The following is a 15,994-nucleotide window of genomic DNA, read 5'->3' on the forward strand; positions in this document are numbered from 1 at the left end:
CCGCTTTTCTTTTGCCTGCAGGAAAGTGGACGACGGGTCTGTACGGCGGCCCCCGGGTTCGCCCGACCGCGATGGCCCGGTTTGACCGATGGGGATGCATCGGGCCGCGGAACAGCATGCGCTCTGGGATGGTGGCGGGGCGAAGGCATGGACAACGTGGCCGAAGAGGCGTCCGGGCGCGAGAGCGTGCCGGTCCTGGGCAAGGTCGTGGCGGTGGGCTTCCTGCTGGGGGTCTGCGCGGTGGCCTGGGCGCCGGCACTGTTGCCATCGCCCTTGGGCTGGCTGGCGCTGCTGGTCGGGCTGCTGGGCTGGTGGCGCCTGCGGTGCCGCCGTTGGCCGGGGGCATTGCTGGCCGGCGTGGGCTGGATGGGGGTGCAGATGGGCAGCGGTCTGCAGGCACAGTTGCCCGCCACCATGGAGGGACGGGAGTTCCTGCTGCGTGGTGAGGTGGTCAGCCTGCCCGGGCATGAGGTGCGCCGCACCCGGTTCCATTTCCGCGTGGACGACGACGTTGCCCAGCCGGCCGTGCTGCGTGGGCAGCGTCTCCAGCTGGCGTGGTACGACCCGTTCGGCGCTTCCTCGCCGGGGAGGCGGCTGGAGCTGCGGGCGGGGGAGAGGTGGCAGTTGCAGGTCCGGCTGCGTGCGCCGCGGGGCTTGAGCAACCCTGGCGGGTTCGACGCCGAACGGCATGCGCTGGCCTTGCGGCTGGTGGCCAACGGTGTGGTACGCGTGCTGCCTGCGCCGCGGCGGTTGGCCGCGGGCACGGGGTTGCAGGCATGGCGTGAGGCGGTCAGTGACCGTATCGCCGGCAGCGTAGGGGCCGGGTCCGCGCGCTATGTGCAGGCACTGGCGTTGGGTGATACACGCGGCCTGGGCGAGGTGGATTGGCAACGCCTGCGCGCGACCGGCCTGACCCATCTGATCGCGATCTCCGGATTCCACGTCGGCATGGTCGCGGTCTGCGGCGCATGGCTGGTCGCCGGGCTGTGGTGGTTGCTGCCTGGCCTGGGACGCTGGTTGCCGCGGCTGCAGGCGGCGGCCATCGGGGCCTTCCTCGTGGCACTGGTCTATGCAGCGGCAGCGGGCTTCGCGTTGCCGACGGTACGTACGGTGCTGATGATGGGGGTGATCGTGCTGGCCCGGCTGTGGCGTCGTCCGGTCAGTGTGACCGGAAGCCTGGGGCTGGCCGCGTTGGCCGTGCTGTCGGTGGATCCCTTGTCGGTACTGGTGGCCGGATTCTGGCTGAGCTTCGCCGGCGTGGCGCTGTTGGCCGCATGCCTGCCGGAGCGGCTGCACTGGCTGCGGGGATTTTTGTCGGCGCAATGGGTAGCGACGCTGGGGCTGTTGCCGCTGACCATCCTGCTGTTCGGCCAGGCCTCGGCCGCGGGGCCATTGGCCAATCTGGTCGCCATCCCGTGGTGGAGCCTGGTCGTGGTGCCGTTGGCACTGCTGGGAACGGCGGCCGAGGCGCTCTGGACCGGGGCCGGCGCGCTGCCGTGGCGGGCATCGGCGTGGTGTTTTGATCTGTCGTGGCCGTTGTTCGAAACCCTGGCCGATAGCCGCCTGTCGCTGTGGTGGCTGCCTGAGCCGGCGTGGTTCGCACTGCCGCTGGCGTTGTTGGGGGCAATCTGGATGCTGTTGCCGCGCGGCGTGCCGGGGCGTGGACTGGCACTGCTGCTGTGGTCGCCCCTGTTGCTGCCGTGGCGTGAGCTGCCCGGCGACGGTGAGTTCGAGATCGTGGTGCTGGATGTCGGCCAAGGGCTGTCGGTGCTGGTGCGCAGCCGTGCGCATGCCCTGCTGTACGACGCCGGGCCGGCCGTGCGCGATGGCTTCGACGCCGGCGAGCGGGTGGTGGTACCAGCATTGCGTGCATTGGGTGTGCGTCGGCTGGACCGGTTGGTGCTCAGCCATGGTGATCATGACCATGCCGGCGGGGCGGCGGCGGTGCAGGCGGAGATGCCAGGAGTGCCGTTGCTGGGGCCGCCGGGCATGCCCGGGGCGGAAGCAGCAGCTTGCGAGGCAGGGCGGCAGTGGCGGTGGGACGGGGTGCAGTTCGAGTTCCTGCATCCTGCCGCCGGCTTCCCCTACCTGCGCAACGAATCCAGCTGTGTGTTGCGGGTTGGCGGTCCGTACGGCGTGGCCCTGCTGACCGGCGACATCGGTGCGGTGATCGAACAGGGGCTGGTCAGGCGCTCGCCGCGCGCGGTGCGGGCCGATGTGGTGCTGGTGCCGCACCACGGCAGTGGCGGGTCGTCGACGCAGGCGTTCATTGCCGCCACCGGCGCGCGCTTGGCCGTGGTATCGGCCGGGCACGCCAACCGGTTCGGTCATCCACGTGCGGACGTGCGCGAGCGCTGGCAACGCAGCGGGGCGGAACTGCTGGAAACCGCGGGCAGTGGCGCGGTGCGGGTGTGGCTGGGGAAAGGGGGTATCCAGCTTCGTGAAAGGCGGATCTGGCGCTCACGTGGCTGGGATGCCGCGGAGCGGGCGCGGGCGGCTGCTATCCTATCGACCAGCAAACAGGCGGCCATCGAGCCGGAGGGTTGAAACGTGTGGGAACTGGTCAAGGCTGGCGGCTGGCCGATGCTGCCGCTGCTGCTGTTGGGTGTGCTGGCTTTGGCGATAGTCCTGGAGCGTTTCTGGAGCCTGCGGCGTAACGAAGTGTTGCCGCCCGGCCTGGGCGAGGAGGTCCGCAACTGGGCCGCGCGCGGCAAGCTCGACGCCTCGCACATCGCCTCGCTGCGCGCCAATTCCCCGCTGGGTGCCCTGTTGGCGGCCGCGCTGGAAGCACGCAACCGACCGCGTGAACAGATCCGTGAGCGCATCGAGGACACCGGCCGTCACCTGGTGCATCGGATGGGCCGCTTCCTCAATGCCCTGGGCACCATTGCCTCGGCCGGTCCGCTGCTGGGCCTGCTCGGCACGGTGGTCGGCATGATCCAGATGTTCCTGGGCATCCTCGACCATGGCGTGGGTGACGTGAACCAGCTCGCCGGCGGCATCGGCAAGGCGCTGGTGTGCACCGCGACCGGCATGATCGTGGCGATCCCGGCATTGATGTTCCACCGTTACTTCCGTGGCCGCATCGACGGCTACGTGATCGAGATGGAGCAGGAAGCCAGCGCCTTGCTGGATTCGCTTGATGGCCGACCGGCGGTGATGGCGGCGGCCAAGGGCGTGGCCGCACAGAAGCCTGCCGCGACCGCAAAGGCCTGAGCCCCGATGCGCATCCGCGAAAACCGCCACTCGGATGAACCGCATATCGATCTGGTTCCCCTGATCGACGTGATCCTGGTGTTGATCATCTTCTTCGTGGTCACCACCACGTTCGATGCGCGTTCGACGCTGCAGGTGCAGCTGCCGACCGCCAGCGACCAGAAGAACAGCGCGCCGCCGCGCTCGCTGAGCGTGCTGGTCAATGCCGACGGCCGTTACTTCGTCAACGACCAGGAAGTGCTGCGCACCGACGTGGAGTCGCTCAAGCAGGTGCTGGCCCAGGCCGGCGGCGATGACCGCGAGCAGACCGTGCTGCTGCGCGCCGACGCGCGCACGCCGTACCAGGCCGTGGTGACCGCGCAGGACGCACTGGGCCAGCTGGGCTTCCGCCGCATCGCCATCGCCACCGCGCCGGAAGTGAAGCAGTGAGCGCCTTGGTGAGCCCGTGGAAGACTTACAGGCGATTGCTGGGCTTTGCCAAGCCATATCGCACACTGCTGTTGATGGCCGTGCTGGGCATGCTGATCGAAGCCGCTGCCGGCATGGGTTTTCTGGGGCTGATGAGCCCGATCACCAATAACCTGGTGAATCCGGAGAACATCAATCCATGGATGCCCCTTGCCATCATTGGTTTGTTCCTGTTGCGCGGGGCTGCGGGCTACCTGACCGACATCGGCATGGGCAAGGCGGCGCGGAGCATCGCACGTGACCTGCGTGTGCGCGTGTTGTCCAAGTACATGCGGTTGCCCGGCCAACGCTTTGACGCCGAGCCCGTGCCGTCCATGCTGGTGCGGCTGGGGTCCGATAGCGACCAGGTGGCGCAAGCTGCAATCGACGCCATGAAAGTGGTGCTCCAGCAGTCACTGCAGGCGCTGGGCGCGCTGGTGATGATGTTCATCTACAGCTGGCAGGTAACTCTGGCGATCTTCGTGCTTGCTCCCCCGTTGGCCTGGGTCATGAACAAGGTGGCCAAGCGCTACCGGCGTATCAGCCATCGCATCCAGGAGAGCAGCGCCGAATTGCTGCAGGCCGCCGACCAGGCGCTGTCGAGCCAGCAAGAGGTGAAGATCTATGGCGCGCAACCTACCGAAATGGAGCGCTACGAGGGCCTGGCCAATACCAACCTGCGCCTGGCAATGAAGGTCGAATCCACGCGCAGTATTTCTTCGGGGATGGTGCAGCTGATTGGCGCGGTCGGTTTGGCTGCGCTGCTGTTCATTGCCGGCCATGAGGCTTCGGCCGGGCGCTTGAGTGTTGGCGATTTCGTGTCGCTGATGATGGCGATGCTGACCATCATCCCCGCGCTCAAGCAGCTGACCAACGTGCAGAACATGACCCAGCGCGGCATCGCTTCGGCGCAGCGCCTGTTCCTTGTACTCGATGCGGCCGACGAAGTGGACTCCGGACAGATGCCATTGGGCAGGGCCAAGGGGGAGTTGGAGTTCCGGCACGTCAGCGCCCGTTATGAGGGACAAGCCAGGCTCGCACTGGAAGACATCAGTTTCATCGCCAAACCCGGCACCGTGACCGCCATCGTCGGCCGGTCCGGCAGCGGCAAGTCCACGCTGATCAAGCTGATCCCGCGCTTCTACGAGATCGAGGCCGGCCAGATCCTGTTGGATGGTCATCCGTTGCAGGATTACCGGCTGGCTGACCTGCGCCGGCAGATCGCCCTGGTCGGCCAGCAGGTCACCCTGTTCAACGGCAGCATCGCGCAGAACGTGGCCTACGGCGAACTGCACAAGCGCAGTGCCGAACAGGTGGATGAGGCGGTTGCCGGTGCCAATGCCTTGGAGTTCGTCGAGCAGTTGCCCGACGGCCTGCAGGCGCAGGTGGGCGCCAAGGGCGGCAAGCTCTCCGGCGGCCAGCGCCAACGTCTGGCCATTGCCCGCGCCATGCTCAAGGATGCCCCGATCCTGATCCTGGACGAAGCCACCGCGGCGCTGGACAACGAGTCCGAGCGACTGGTCCAGGACGCCTTGCAGAAGCTGATGCCCGACCGCACCACGCTGGTGATCGCGCACCGGCTGTCCACCATCGAGCATGCCGACCAGGTGCTGGTGATGGACCAGGGGCGCATCGTGGAGCGTGGCACCCACCAGCAGTTGCTGGCGCTGGGTGGGCTGTATGAGCACCTGTACCGCATGCAGTTCCGGGAGAGCCAGGACTGATGGAGAAGCGAGGCCCGCAGACCCCGGGCTGGTGGTACGACGACGCTCCGGTACCGCTGGCGGCCCGTGTGGTTGCTCCCTTGTATGGCGCGGTCTCCGGCCTGCGTCGGTGGCTGTACCAGCGCGGCTGGTTGCGGCGTCGGCAGGTGCCGGTGCCGGTGATCGTGGTCGGCAACATCACCGCTGGCGGTACGGGCAAGACGCCGTTGACCATCGAACTGGTCACGCGCCTGCGCGAAGCCGGCTGGAAGCCTGGCGTGGCCAGCCGCGGCTATGGCCGCGATGACGCCGGCACGGCGCGCTGGATCACCCCGGACATGGAGCCGGCATTGGGTGGCGATGAGCCGGTGCTGATTGCCTGGAAGACCGGCGTGCCGGTGCGCGTGGACCGTGACCGGGTCGCGGCGGCCAAGGCTTTGCTGGAGGCCGGTTGTGACGTGGTTGTCTGTGATGACGGCCTGCAGCACTACCGGTTGGCGCGCGATATCGAGATCGAAGTGGTCGACGCGGCGCGCCGCTATGGCAACGGCCGCATGATGCCGGCCGGGCCCCTGCGCGAATCGGCCGCGCGCGCGCGCGATTGCGACTTCCGCGTGGTCAACCTGGGCCAGGCCAGTGATGCGCCGGAGCCGGCGGTGGCCTCCGGCTTCGGTGAATGGGCCATGCGCCTGCGCATCGATACCGCCCATCCGCTCAATGGTGGACGAGACCAGCCGCTGCAGGCCTTCGCCGGCCAGCGCGTGCATGCCGTGGCCGGTATTGCCAATCCGCAGCGGTTCTTCCAGATGCTGCGTGCGCGTGGCATCGGTGTGGTGCCGCATGCCTTCGCCGACCACCATCGTTACCAGGCCGGTGACCTGTCCTTCGGCAGCGAGTTGCCGGTGCTGATGACCGAGAAGGATGCGGTGAAGTGCCAGCGCTTCGCCAATCGCTGGCACTATGCGGTACCGCTGCAGGCCGAGCTGCCGGCCGCGTTCTGGGTGGCGTTGCTGGACCGCCTGGGCAAGCTGGCACGCGGGTGAAGGGCAGGTGCCCGAGGGCACCGACGGTGTACGCGCAGGCGCGTTGGTCGCCGCATGCAAGGAGTTCAAATGAAGCAGGTTCCCGAGTTCGTCGTGGCCATCCCGGCCCGTTATGCCTCCACCCGTCTGCCCGGCAAGCCGCTGGCGCTGATCCACGGCGAGCCGATGGTGCTGCATGTCGCGCGACGGGCGCTGGATGCCGGTGCTCGCGAGGTCTGGGTGGCAACCGACGATGCGCGCATCGCCGATGCCGTCGCTGGGCTGGACGGCATCCATGTCGCGATGACCGATCCCGGCCACGCCTCCGGCACTGATCGTCTGGCCGAATGTGCGCGGCAGGCCGGGTGGGCGGACGACGTGATCGTGGTCAACCTGCAGGGCGACGAGCCGTTCGCCCCGGCGGTGGGTATCCAGGCCGTCGCCAGCGTGCTGGCCGACAGTGGCGCGCCGATGTCGACGCTGGCCACCCCGGTCGAGGACGCGCCGACCCTGTTCGATCCGAACGTGGTCAAGCTGGTGCGGGCTGCCGGCGGCGACGCGTTGTATTTCAGCCGGGCACCGATTCCGTGGCATCGGGATGCATTCGCGCGCTCGCGGGACGAGCTGCCGGCCGGCAGCTGGCTGCGCCATATCGGCATCTATGGCTATCGTGCCGGCTTCCTGCAGCAGTTCGCGGCGATGCCGCCGGGCATGCTGGAACAGGTCGAATCTCTGGAGCAGTTGCGGGTGCTGGAGGCCGGTTTCCGGATCGCAGTAGCGCTGTCACCGGCACCGTTCCCGCCCGGCATCGATACTGCCGAGGACCTGGCCCGTGCCGATGCCCTGATGCGAGGAGCGCCTTGAAGCTGTTGGTGGTCTGCCTGGGCAACATCTGCCGTTCGCCGATGGGCGAAGGGGCCCTGCGCGCCCGCATCGCGCAGGAGCGACTGGACTGGATCAGCGTGGACTCGGCGGGAACCTCCGGCTGGCACGCCGGCGAGCCGCCGGATCGACGCGCGGTAGCCTGTGCGCGGCGTCACGGCGTGGACATTTCGAGCTTGCGTGGTCGCCAGCTGCGCCGCGAGGATTTCTTCGATTTCGACTACATCCTCTGCGCCGATCATGACAATCTGGCCGAGGCCCGGGCGCTGGCCCCCGAGCATGCGCGTGAACGCGCGGTGCTGTGGCTGCCCTGGGCCGGTATTGCCGGGGCCACGGTGGTGCCCGATCCGTATTACGGTGGGCAGGAGGATTTTGAACAGAGCTGGGCGCTGGTCGATGCCGCCGCACGGGCAACCGTCCAGCGCCTGTTGCGGCGAGACGACTCCGGCATAATCCCGACATGAACGAAAAGCGCCTACTGGAACTGCCCAAGACCGGCATCTGGCTCAACGCCGCCCCCGCAACCCTGCAGGAACTGCGAGGTGGTCCTGTGGCGCTCGCCTTCGTCAACGGCGCGTCGATATGGTCGATGCAACGCCTGGCCGAGGTGACCGGCTGGCAGGCGCGCAATCCGGGTCGGCTGCAGCTGGTGGTGGTGCAGGTGCCGCGTTTCGAGTTTGAACGTGAGCCACAGCAGGCGTTGAAGCTGCTGCGCCGCCAGGGCATCTCGGCCCCGATCGTGCTGGATGCGCAATGGGATGCCTGGCGTGCGTTCGACGTGCAGTCATGGCCGACGCTGGTGCTGCTTGATGCATACGGCGTGGAACGTGAGCGTCTGGTGGGCGGTGGTGCCGGCGGCGACACGGAACGCGTGTTGAACGCGCTCTGTGATGGCGTGGCGCAACCGTTGGACGACGAGGCCTACGGCGCTCGTGAGATCAACCCGGAGCCGCGCCTGCCGCTGCGCTTCCCGGCCGGCCTGGCGGTCGCCGAAGAGCGCCTGTACGTGGCCGATACCGGCAACCATCGCATCCTGGAGTGCAATCACGCCGGTCGCGTGCTGCGCCAGTTCGGCCTTGGCAGCGCCGATCTGATCAACGGCGGCGTGGGTGAGGCGGCCTTCAACCGGCCGCAGGGCCTGGCGCTGGTGCGTGACGTGCTGTACGTGGCCGACACCGGCAACCATGCCCTGCGTCGGATCAACCTGAGCAGTGGCCAGGTCGACACCCTGTGCGGCACCGGACGCGTGGGCGACCCGCGCGCCGGGGTGCTGGCGCAGCCATGGGACAGCCCGCTCAACCACCCGGCCGACGTGGCCGTTGCCGACAACCAGGTCCACATCGCCATGGCCGGCGACAACCATATCTGGAGTTATGACCTGGGCACCCGCGAGCTGCGCTGGCGCTCGGGCGCAGGCCCGGTCGAAGTGCGTGATGGCAGCGGTCACTTGGCCGCGTTCGCGCAGCCGACCAGCGTGGTGGCGGTGCAGCAGACCCTGTACGTGTGTGATTCGCTGGGCTCGGCGATCCGCTCGGTGCAACTGCGCAACGACCTGGTGCAGACCCTGGTCGGGCAGGGCCCCTGGGAATCGGGCAACGTCGACGGCCCGCGCCTGAACGCCCGCCTGCAGTTCCCGATGGCGATCGCCAAGGGCCCGGACTCGCCAATGCTGTGGATCGCCGATTCCGGCAACGGTACCTTGCGCACCCTGCGCCTGGGCGGCGGCGACCTGGCCACGGTCAACCTGCCACGGCGCCTGCATGGGCCATGCGCGCTGGGCCTGGCGGCCGGCGCGATCTGGATCGCCGAGACCGATGCGCATTCGGTGCTGCGTTTCGACCCGCTCAGCGGCGAGCTGAGCGACGTGCCGATCGAAGGATGAAGCAGGAAAGCCCCCCGGCGTTCGATGGCAAGGCCTTTGCGGCGGCGCTGAGCACCGCGCCCGGCGTGTATCGGATGTACGCCGCCGACGACACCCTGCTGTACGTCGGCAAGGCCGGCGCGCTGCGCAAGCGCGTGGGCAGCTACTTCAATGGCTCGCCCAAGAGCACGCGCATCATGATGATGCTCTCGCAGGTCGCGCGGATGGACGTCACCGTCACCCGCACCGAGGCCGAGGCGCTGCTGCTGGAAAACCAGCTGATCAAGTCGCTGACGCCGCGCTACAACGTGTCCCTGCGCGACGACAAGACCTACCCGCAGGTGCTGCTGACGCGCGAGCAGTGGCCACGCATCGCCCTGCACCGTGGCCCACGGGCGATTCCCGGGCGCTACTACGGCCCCTATCCGGGCGTGGGTGCGGTCCGCGAGACGCTGAACCTCATGCACAAGCTGTTCAAGCTGCGCAGTTGCGAGGACAGCGTGTTCCGCAACCGTTCGCGGCCGTGCCTGCAGTACCAGATCGGCCGCTGCAGCGCGCCCTGCGTGGAACTGGTGCCACAACAGGACTATGACGAATCGGTGCGCCAGGCCGCGATGTTCCTGGAGGGCAAGAGCGACCAGTTGGCCGACGAGCTGGTGCAGTCCATGCAGCAGGCCAGTGATGCCTTGCAGTTCGAGCGTGCCGCGCGCCTGCGTGACCTGGTGGCGTCGCTGCGCAGCATGCAGAACCGCCAGTACGTGGACGGGCGTGCGGCGGACCTGGACGTGCTGGCCTGTGCGACCCAGGGCGCCAGTGCCTGCGTGATGCTGCTGGCTTTCCGCGATGGCCGCAACCTGGGGACACGCGCGTTCTTTCCGCGCACCAATGGCGAGGACAGCGCCGAGGAGGTGCTGGCGGCATTCGTCTCGCAGTACTACATCGAGCACGGCCCGCCGCCGGAAGTGCTGCTGGACCGTGAGATTCCCGATGCGCAGATGATCGAGGCCGCCCTCAGTGCCTCGGCCGAGCGCAAGGTGGCATTGAAATGGAATGTGCGCGGTGAGCGTGCCGGCTACGTCGAGCTGGCCAGCCGCAACGCGCAGATCACCCTGGTCGCGGAGATGGACAGCCGTGGCGCCCAGCACGCACGCAGCGAGGCGGTGCGGGACATGCTGGGGCTGGCCGAGCCGGTCAAGCGCGTGGAGTGTTTCGACATCAGCCATACGATGGGCGAAGCGACGGTGGCCTCGTGCGTGGTGTTCGACGCGGCCGGCCCCGTGCGCGCGCAGTACCGGCGCTACAACATCACCGGCATCGAACCCGGTGACGACTACGCCGCCATGCACCAGGCCATCGATCGCCGTTTCCGGCGCGCGGTGGAGGAGGGCGGCGTGCTGCCCGACGTGCTGCTGATCGATGGTGGTGCCGGCCAGTTGGCGCAGGCGCAGGCCGCCCTGGCCGACCTCGGCGTGGATGGGGTGATGCTGGTGGGCGTGGCGAAGGGCGTGGAACGCCGGGCCGGCCACGAGGCATTGGTGCTGCCGGACGGGCGCGAGATCCGCCCGGGTGCGGCCTCGCCGGCGTTGCAGTTCATTCAGCAGGTGCGCGATGAAGCGCACCGCTTCGCCATCACCGGCCATCGCGGACGGCGGCAAAAGGCGCGCATGACCAGCAAGCTGGAGGATATCCCCGGCATCGGTCCGCGCCGTCGCGCCAACCTGCTCAAGCATTTCGGCGGCATGGCCGGGCTCAAGGCCGCCGGTGAGGCCGAGATCGCACGAGTGGAAGGCATCAACGACGCCCTGGCCGCGCGTATCTACGCTAACCTTCATGGTCTGTCGGTGCCTGACCCGGCAGCGGAGTAACGTTTCAATGAAATTGACCATCCCCACCTGGCTGACGCTGCTGCGGATCCTGATGATCCCGGTGTTGGTCCTGGTGTTCTATCTCCCGTACGCCTGGACCAATTTCGCCTCGGCGGCGATCTTCGGCCTGGCGGCCATCACCGACTGGCTGGATGGCTGGTGGGCCCGGCGCTACGAACAGCATTCCGCGTTCGGCGCCTTCCTGGATCCGGTTGCTGACAAGCTGATGGTGGCCGTGGCGCTGTTCCTGATCGTGCAGGGACATCCCACGCCGTGGATGGCGTTCTGGGCGGCGGTGATCGTCGGCCGGGAGATCGCGGTGTCTGCGCTGCGCGAGTGGATGGCCGAGATTGGCCAGCGTGCCAAAGTGCGGGTGGCGATGATCGGCAAGGTCAAGACCACCGCGCAGATGATTGCCTTGTTGTGCCTGCTGTATTCGGTGTCGCCGAACACGCCATTCACCGCGATCTGGATGGGGGCCCCCATTTTCCATATCGGGGATTGGATGCTGGCGATCGCCGCGTTGCTGACGCTGGTTTCCGGCGTGCAGTACCTGCATGCCGCCTGGCCCAGCCTGCGCGAAGACGAGCGGGTGGCACGCGAACAGACCCGGAAAAAGGTGGTTGACAGGTAGGCGAATGCATGTAGAATTTCGCCTCCCAAGCGGGAATAGCTCAGTTGGTAGAGCGCAACCTTGCCAAGGTTGAGGTCGCGAGTTCGAGTCTCGTTTCCCGCTCCAATGTCGAGAAGAACGTTGTTTTCGACGGGGTGCGTGAGGGGTTTTCCGGAGGTGCTGGCAAGCCCGTCCGGAGTCCTTGCGGAGTGCGATAGCCCTCCGGCCGCTGTGAAGAAATTTGTTAAAAAGCTGGTGCAATTGTTACGAAGTCTGTAGAATGCACGGCATCCCAAGCGGGAATAGCTCAGTTGGTAGAGCGCAACCTTGCCAAGGTTGAGGTCGCGAGTTCGAGTCTCGTTTCCCGCTCCAAAATTCCGAAAACCCCTGGTGGGGTTTTTTAATGGTCAGAAGGTTCTTCTGGTCAGCCTGTAAAGAGTTTGGCCTGGTAGCAGAGTGGTTATGCAGCGGATTGCAAATCCGCGTACGCCGGTTCGATTCCGACCCAGGCCTCCATTCAACGTCCCGAGCAATCGAGACGCGTTGTAGAAAAACATGCGGGAATAGCTCAGTTGGTAGAGCGCAACCTTGCCAAGGTTGAGGTCGCGAGTTCGAGTCTCGTTTCCCGCTCCAGTAGAAGAAAAGCCCCGCTACGCGGGGCTTTTTGTTTCCCGGTCTTCGGGATTGTCGAGGCTGGGAGGGGCGGCCAGCGGGCGTGTTTTGCGCTAGAATCAGGCCAGTTCCCCCGGCTGACAGGTGGCCCGCGCCAACGCGCCGGCCGAGAGTGTGACATGAGCACTACCACTGCCCATCGCTGATCTTCCGCCACCGCCCTGATTCCAGGCGCCGTCGTGGCGCTTTTTTATTGCCCGCAAATCCCCATCGAAGCCGCCCGTCGGGCTGTTTCCAGGCCCGTCCGCCGGGTCGTGACTCCAGGTGAATCCCATGATCAACATTACTCTTCCCGACGGCAGCGTCCGTCAGTTCGAAAACCCGGTCAGCGTCATGGACGTGGCCCAATCCATTGGTGCCGGCCTGGCCAAGGCCACCATCGCCGGTGCCGTGGATGGCGTGCAGGTCGATGCCAGCGACGTGATCGACCACGATGCCTCGCTGCGCATCATCACTGCCAAGGACGAGGAGGGTGTGGAGATCATCCGCCACTCCTGCGCCCACCTGGTCGGTCATGCGGTCAAGCAGCTCTACCCGGACGCCAAGATGGTGATCGGCCCGGTCATCGCCGAGGGCTTCTACTACGACATCTACAACGAGCGCCCGTTCACGCCGGACGACATGGCGGCGATCGAGAAGCGCATGGCCGAGCTGATCGCGCAGGACTACGACGTCATCAAGAAGATGACGCCGCGCGCGGAAGTGGTGGAGATCTTCAAGGCCCGCGGCGAGGACTACAAGTTGCGCCTGATCGAGGATATGTCCGAGGACATCACCGCGATGGGCATGTACTACCACCAGGAATACGTGGACATGTGCCGTGGCCCGCACGTGCCGAACACGCGCTTCCTGAAGTCCTTCAAGCTGATGCGCATCTCCGGCGCGTACTGGCGCGGCGATGCCAAGAACGAGCAGCTGCAGCGTATCTACGGCACGGCATGGGCCGACAAGAAGCAGCTCGAGGCGTACATCAAGCGCATCGAGGAAGCCGAGATGCGCGACCACCGCCGCATCGGCAAGCAGCAGGACCTGTTCCACCTGCAGGAAGAGGCCCCGGGCTTGGTGTTCTGGCACCCGAAGGGCTGGTCGATCTGGCAGGTGGTCGAGCAGTACATGCGCAAGGTCTACCGTGACAGCGGTTACGGTGAAGTGCGTTGCCCGCAGATCCTGGACGTGAGCCTGTGGAAGAAGTCCGGCCACTGGGACAACTACCAGGACAACATGTTCTTCACCGAATCGGAGAAGCGCACTTACGCGGTCAAGCCGATGAACTGCCCGGGCCACGTGCAGGTGTTCAACCAGGGCCTGCACAGCTACCGCGACCTGCCGATCCGCTACGGCGAGTTCGGTTCGTGCCATCGCAACGAGCCGTCCGGCGCGCTGCACGGCATCCTGCGCGTGCGCGGCTTCACCCAGGACGATGGCCATATCTTCTGCACCGAGAACCAGATCGAGGCGGAGGTGACCGCGTTCCACCAGCAGGCGCTGGCGGTGTACCAGCACTTCGGCTTCGATGACATCCAGATCAAGATCGCGCTGCGCCCGGAATCGCGCCTGGGCGATGACGCGACCTGGGACAAGGCCGAAGGCGCGCTGCGTTCGGCGCTGACCCATTGTGGCGTGGAGTGGCAGGAGCTGCCGGGCGAGGGTGCCTTCTATGGCCCGAAGATCGAGTACCACCTGAAGGACGCCATCGGCCGTACCTGGCAGCTGGGCACGATGCAGGTCGACTTCATGATGCCCGGCCGCCTCGGCGCCGAGTACGTGGACGAGAACAGCCAGAAGAAGCACCCGGTCATGCTGCATCGCGCCATCGTTGGCTCGATGGAGCGCTTCCTGGGCATCCTGATCGAGCACCACGCTGGCGCCTTCCCGACCTGGCTGGCCCCGGTACAGGTGGTGGTGGCCAATATCACCGACGCTCAGGCCGAATACGTCGAGCAGGTTCGCAAAACCCTTGCAAATCAAGGCTTCCGGGTTGACGCCGATTTGCGCAACGAAAAGATCGGCTATAAGATTCGCGAGCATACCCTGCAGCGGGTGCCCTATCTGTTGGTCGTGGGTGACCGCGAAAAGGAAAACGGCGCCGTGGCTGTCCGCACCCGCTCGGGTGAGGACCTCGGTTCGATGTCGGTGGAAGCCTTCGTCGAGCGGCTGCAGGCTGAATTGAAGTAAGCAAGAGCCCCGGCCCCGCGGATACGTCCGCCGGGGCCGGTTCGATTCCATTCGGAGATTGCAATATCAGTACCCCTGACAACAAACAGAACCGTCGTAATCATGAAATCCGTGTGCCGCGCGTCCGCGTGATCGGCAGTGACGGTGAAATGATTGGCGTGTTGTCGCGCGACGAAGCGCTGTCGATGGCCGAGGAAGAAGGCCTGGACCTGGTCGAAATCCAGCCGCAGGCCGACCCGCCTGTGTGCAAGATCATGGACTTCGGCAAGTTCAAGTTCGAGATGCAGAAGAAGGCCAATGAGGCCAAGAAGAAGACCAAGCAGGTCGAGATCAAGGAAGTGAAGTTCCGTCCGGTCACGGACGAGGGCGACTACCAGATCAAGCTGCGCAACATGCGCCGCTTCCTCGAAGAGGGCGACAAGGTCAAGGTCAACATCCGCTTCCGTGGTCGCGAAATGAGCCACCAGGAGCTGGGTCGCGAGATGGCGACCCGCATCGAGACCGATCTGGGCGAAGACATCGTCATCGAATCGCGTCCGCGCCTGGAAGGCCGGCAGATGGTGATGATGATCGCGCCGAAGAAGAAGTAAGCCGGCGGCCTTCGGGCCTTCGCTTTGCTGAACGGGGAGGGGTTTCGACCATCTCCCCGTTGGCGTGCCTGTTCAGCCAGGATCCGCTTCCGCTTGCCTGTGATTGCAAGTGGCTGGGAGGAAAGGCATAATGGGCGGCCCGGTTCGCCGGGTTTGTTGTTTGCGTCAAAACAGGACCTGCCTGCCTCCTTTGGGGAGTGTGGGCTTTAGACAGGCAAGGGCAAGGACGGAAAGCGTGGCCACGGCCACCGCCCAGCCAGTGAAAAGAGACCATCAAGGACATAGCAATGCCCAAGATCAAGACCAACCGGGCGGCGGCCAAGCGTTTCCGCAAGACCGCTTCCGGCAAGTACAAGGCTGGCCACGCCAACCGTAGCCACATCCTCACCAAGAAGGCGACCAAGCGGAAGCGTAACCTGCGTCAGACGAACCACGTCCGCGCAGAAGACGCAGGCCGTCTGGACCGCATGCTGCCCTACCTCTGAGGAACTGAACCATGGCACGAGTTAAGCGTGGTGTGCAGGCGCGCCGCCGCCACAAGAAAGTATTGGATCTCGCCAAGGGCTATTACAACGCCCGTCGCAAGGTTTTCCGCGTCGCCAAGCAGGCGGTCATCAAGGCACAGCAGTACGCCTACATCGGCCGTAAGCAGAAGAAGCGCAATTTCCGTTCGCTGTGGATCACCCGCATCAATGCGGCTGCCCGCATCAACGGCCTGAGCTACAGCCGTTTCATGAACGGCCTGCTGAAGGCTGGCATCACCCTGGACCGTAAGGTCCTGGCCGATATCGCCGTGCACGACGCAGCCGGTTTTGCCGCTCTGGCAGAAAAGGCCAAGGGCGCACTGGCGGCATAAGTTCTTCCCATGGCCATCGTGCGTTCACGCACGGCGGCCTGAGTGAGACAATGCATGGGGAAGGGCGCGAGTCCTTCCCCATTCTTTTTTGT

At 66.0% G+C, this 15,994-nt stretch carries 13 protein-coding genes, 4 tRNA genes and 1 pseudogene; all 18 read left to right on the forward strand.

The window, feature by feature from the left end; all coding sequences use genetic code 11:
• Positions 1 to 147: 147 nt before the first annotated feature.
• The 18 genes and pseudogenes from VA603_RS03305 (at position 148) to rplT (ending at position 15,902) form a co-directional block, all read left to right on the forward strand.
• Positions 148 to 2,657 (forward strand): annotated as a pseudogene (locus VA603_RS03305) (DNA internalization-related competence protein ComEC/Rec2).
• Positions 2,551 to 3,216, forward strand: coding sequence for a MotA/TolQ/ExbB proton channel family protein (locus VA603_RS03310; protein ID WP_192286179.1), 666 nt, complete (start codon positions 2,551 to 2,553; stop codon positions 3,214 to 3,216). The pseudogene VA603_RS03305 and the gene VA603_RS03310 overlap by 107 nt, the downstream one beginning before the upstream one ends.
• Before the next feature lie 6 nt (positions 3,217 to 3,222).
• On the forward strand, positions 3,223 to 3,645 hold the full coding sequence (locus VA603_RS03315) for an ExbD/TolR family protein (RefSeq protein WP_132864328.1): 423 nt from the start codon (positions 3,223 to 3,225) through the stop codon (positions 3,643 to 3,645).
• A complete protein-coding gene (gene msbA, locus VA603_RS03320; protein ID WP_323437912.1) occupies positions 3,642 to 5,387 on the forward strand; it encodes a lipid A export permease/ATP-binding protein MsbA in 1,746 nt (581 codons plus the stop codon). The genes VA603_RS03315 and msbA overlap by 4 nt, the downstream gene beginning before the upstream one ends.
• On the forward strand, positions 5,387 to 6,409 hold the full coding sequence (gene lpxK, locus VA603_RS03325) for a tetraacyldisaccharide 4'-kinase (RefSeq protein ID WP_293705973.1): 1,023 nt from the start codon (positions 5,387 to 5,389) through the stop codon (positions 6,407 to 6,409). Before msbA ends, lpxK begins: the two co-directional genes overlap by 1 nt.
• A 69-nt stretch (positions 6,410 to 6,478) precedes the next feature.
• On the forward strand, positions 6,479 to 7,252 hold the full coding sequence (kdsB, locus tag VA603_RS03330) for a 3-deoxy-manno-octulosonate cytidylyltransferase (protein ID WP_323437913.1): 774 nt from the start codon (positions 6,479 to 6,481) through the stop codon (positions 7,250 to 7,252).
• Positions 7,249 to 7,734, forward strand: a complete 486-nt coding sequence (locus VA603_RS03335; protein WP_323437914.1) for a low molecular weight protein-tyrosine-phosphatase — start codon at positions 7,249 to 7,251, stop codon at positions 7,732 to 7,734. The genes kdsB and VA603_RS03335 overlap by 4 nt, the downstream gene beginning before the upstream one ends.
• A complete protein-coding gene (locus tag VA603_RS03340) occupies positions 7,731 to 9,152 on the forward strand; it encodes a hypothetical protein (protein ID WP_323437915.1) in 1,422 nt (473 codons plus the stop codon). The genes VA603_RS03335 and VA603_RS03340 overlap by 4 nt, the downstream gene beginning before the upstream one ends.
• On the forward strand, positions 9,149 to 10,996 hold the full coding sequence (uvrC, locus tag VA603_RS03345; protein WP_323437916.1) for an excinuclease ABC subunit UvrC: 1,848 nt from the start codon (positions 9,149 to 9,151) through the stop codon (positions 10,994 to 10,996). Before VA603_RS03340 ends, uvrC begins: the two co-directional genes overlap by 4 nt.
• A gap of 7 nt (positions 10,997 to 11,003) precedes the next feature.
• Entirely contained in the window at positions 11,004 to 11,630 is a 627-nt protein-coding gene (pgsA, locus tag VA603_RS03350; protein ID WP_132864322.1) for a CDP-diacylglycerol--glycerol-3-phosphate 3-phosphatidyltransferase, read from the forward strand.
• A gap of 29 nt (positions 11,631 to 11,659) precedes the next feature.
• A tRNA-Gly gene (locus VA603_RS03355) sits at positions 11,660 to 11,735 on the forward strand.
• Positions 11,736 to 11,905: 170 nt separating this feature from the next.
• Positions 11,906 to 11,981: transfer RNA gene (locus tag VA603_RS03360), tRNA-Gly, on the forward strand.
• Between the two features lie 70 nt (positions 11,982 to 12,051).
• A tRNA-Cys gene (locus VA603_RS03365) sits at positions 12,052 to 12,125 on the forward strand.
• Between the two features lie 41 nt (positions 12,126 to 12,166).
• Positions 12,167 to 12,242: transfer RNA gene (locus tag VA603_RS03370), tRNA-Gly, on the forward strand.
• A 312-nt stretch (positions 12,243 to 12,554) separates the two neighbouring features.
• Positions 12,555 to 14,456 (forward strand): threonine--tRNA ligase, encoded by a 1,902-nt coding sequence (gene thrS, locus VA603_RS03375; RefSeq protein WP_132862876.1) that lies wholly within the window; start codon positions 12,555 to 12,557, stop codon positions 14,454 to 14,456.
• A 65-nt stretch (positions 14,457 to 14,521) separates the two neighbouring features.
• Positions 14,522 to 15,046: a translation initiation factor IF-3 gene (gene infC / locus VA603_RS03380; RefSeq protein WP_243694071.1), complete on the forward strand. Its 525-nt coding sequence runs from the start codon at positions 14,522 to 14,524 to the stop codon at positions 15,044 to 15,046.
• A 287-nt stretch (positions 15,047 to 15,333) separates the two neighbouring features.
• Positions 15,334 to 15,531 carry a 50S ribosomal protein L35 gene (gene rpmI, locus VA603_RS03385; RefSeq protein WP_010342861.1) on the forward strand — a complete coding sequence of 66 codons (198 nt, stop codon included), beginning with the start codon at positions 15,334 to 15,336 and terminating at the stop codon, positions 15,529 to 15,531.
• A gap of 11 nt (positions 15,532 to 15,542) precedes the next feature.
• Positions 15,543 to 15,902, forward strand: coding sequence for a 50S ribosomal protein L20 (rplT, locus tag VA603_RS03390; RefSeq protein ID WP_054657697.1), 360 nt, complete (start codon positions 15,543 to 15,545; stop codon positions 15,900 to 15,902).
• Positions 15,903 to 15,994 lie beyond the last annotated feature (92 nt).

The sequence above is a fragment of the Stenotrophomonas capsici genome (genome assembly GCF_034961085.1).
Taxonomy (GTDB): domain Bacteria; phylum Pseudomonadota; class Gammaproteobacteria; order Xanthomonadales; family Xanthomonadaceae; genus Stenotrophomonas; species Stenotrophomonas capsici.

Coding starts and splice junctions, on each gene's coding strand:
- VA603_RS03315 (WP_132864328.1), top strand. CDS start 3,223: ATGCGCATCCGCGAAAACCGCCACTCGGATGAACCGCATATCGATCTG.
- lpxK (WP_293705973.1), top strand. CDS start 5,387: ATGGAGAAGCGAGGCCCGCAGACCCCGGGCTGGTGGTACGACGACGCT.
- kdsB (WP_323437913.1), top strand. CDS start 6,479: ATGAAGCAGGTTCCCGAGTTCGTCGTGGCCATCCCGGCCCGTTATGCC.
- VA603_RS03340 (WP_323437915.1), top strand. CDS start 7,731: ATGAACGAAAAGCGCCTACTGGAACTGCCCAAGACCGGCATCTGGCTC.
- uvrC (WP_323437916.1), top strand. CDS start 9,149: ATGAAGCAGGAAAGCCCCCCGGCGTTCGATGGCAAGGCCTTTGCGGCG.
- pgsA (WP_132864322.1), top strand. CDS start 11,004: ATGAAATTGACCATCCCCACCTGGCTGACGCTGCTGCGGATCCTGATG.
- thrS (WP_132862876.1), top strand. CDS start 12,555: ATGATCAACATTACTCTTCCCGACGGCAGCGTCCGTCAGTTCGAAAAC.
- rpmI (WP_010342861.1), top strand. CDS start 15,334: ATGCCCAAGATCAAGACCAACCGGGCGGCGGCCAAGCGTTTCCGCAAG.
- rplT (WP_054657697.1), top strand. CDS start 15,543: ATGGCACGAGTTAAGCGTGGTGTGCAGGCGCGCCGCCGCCACAAGAAA.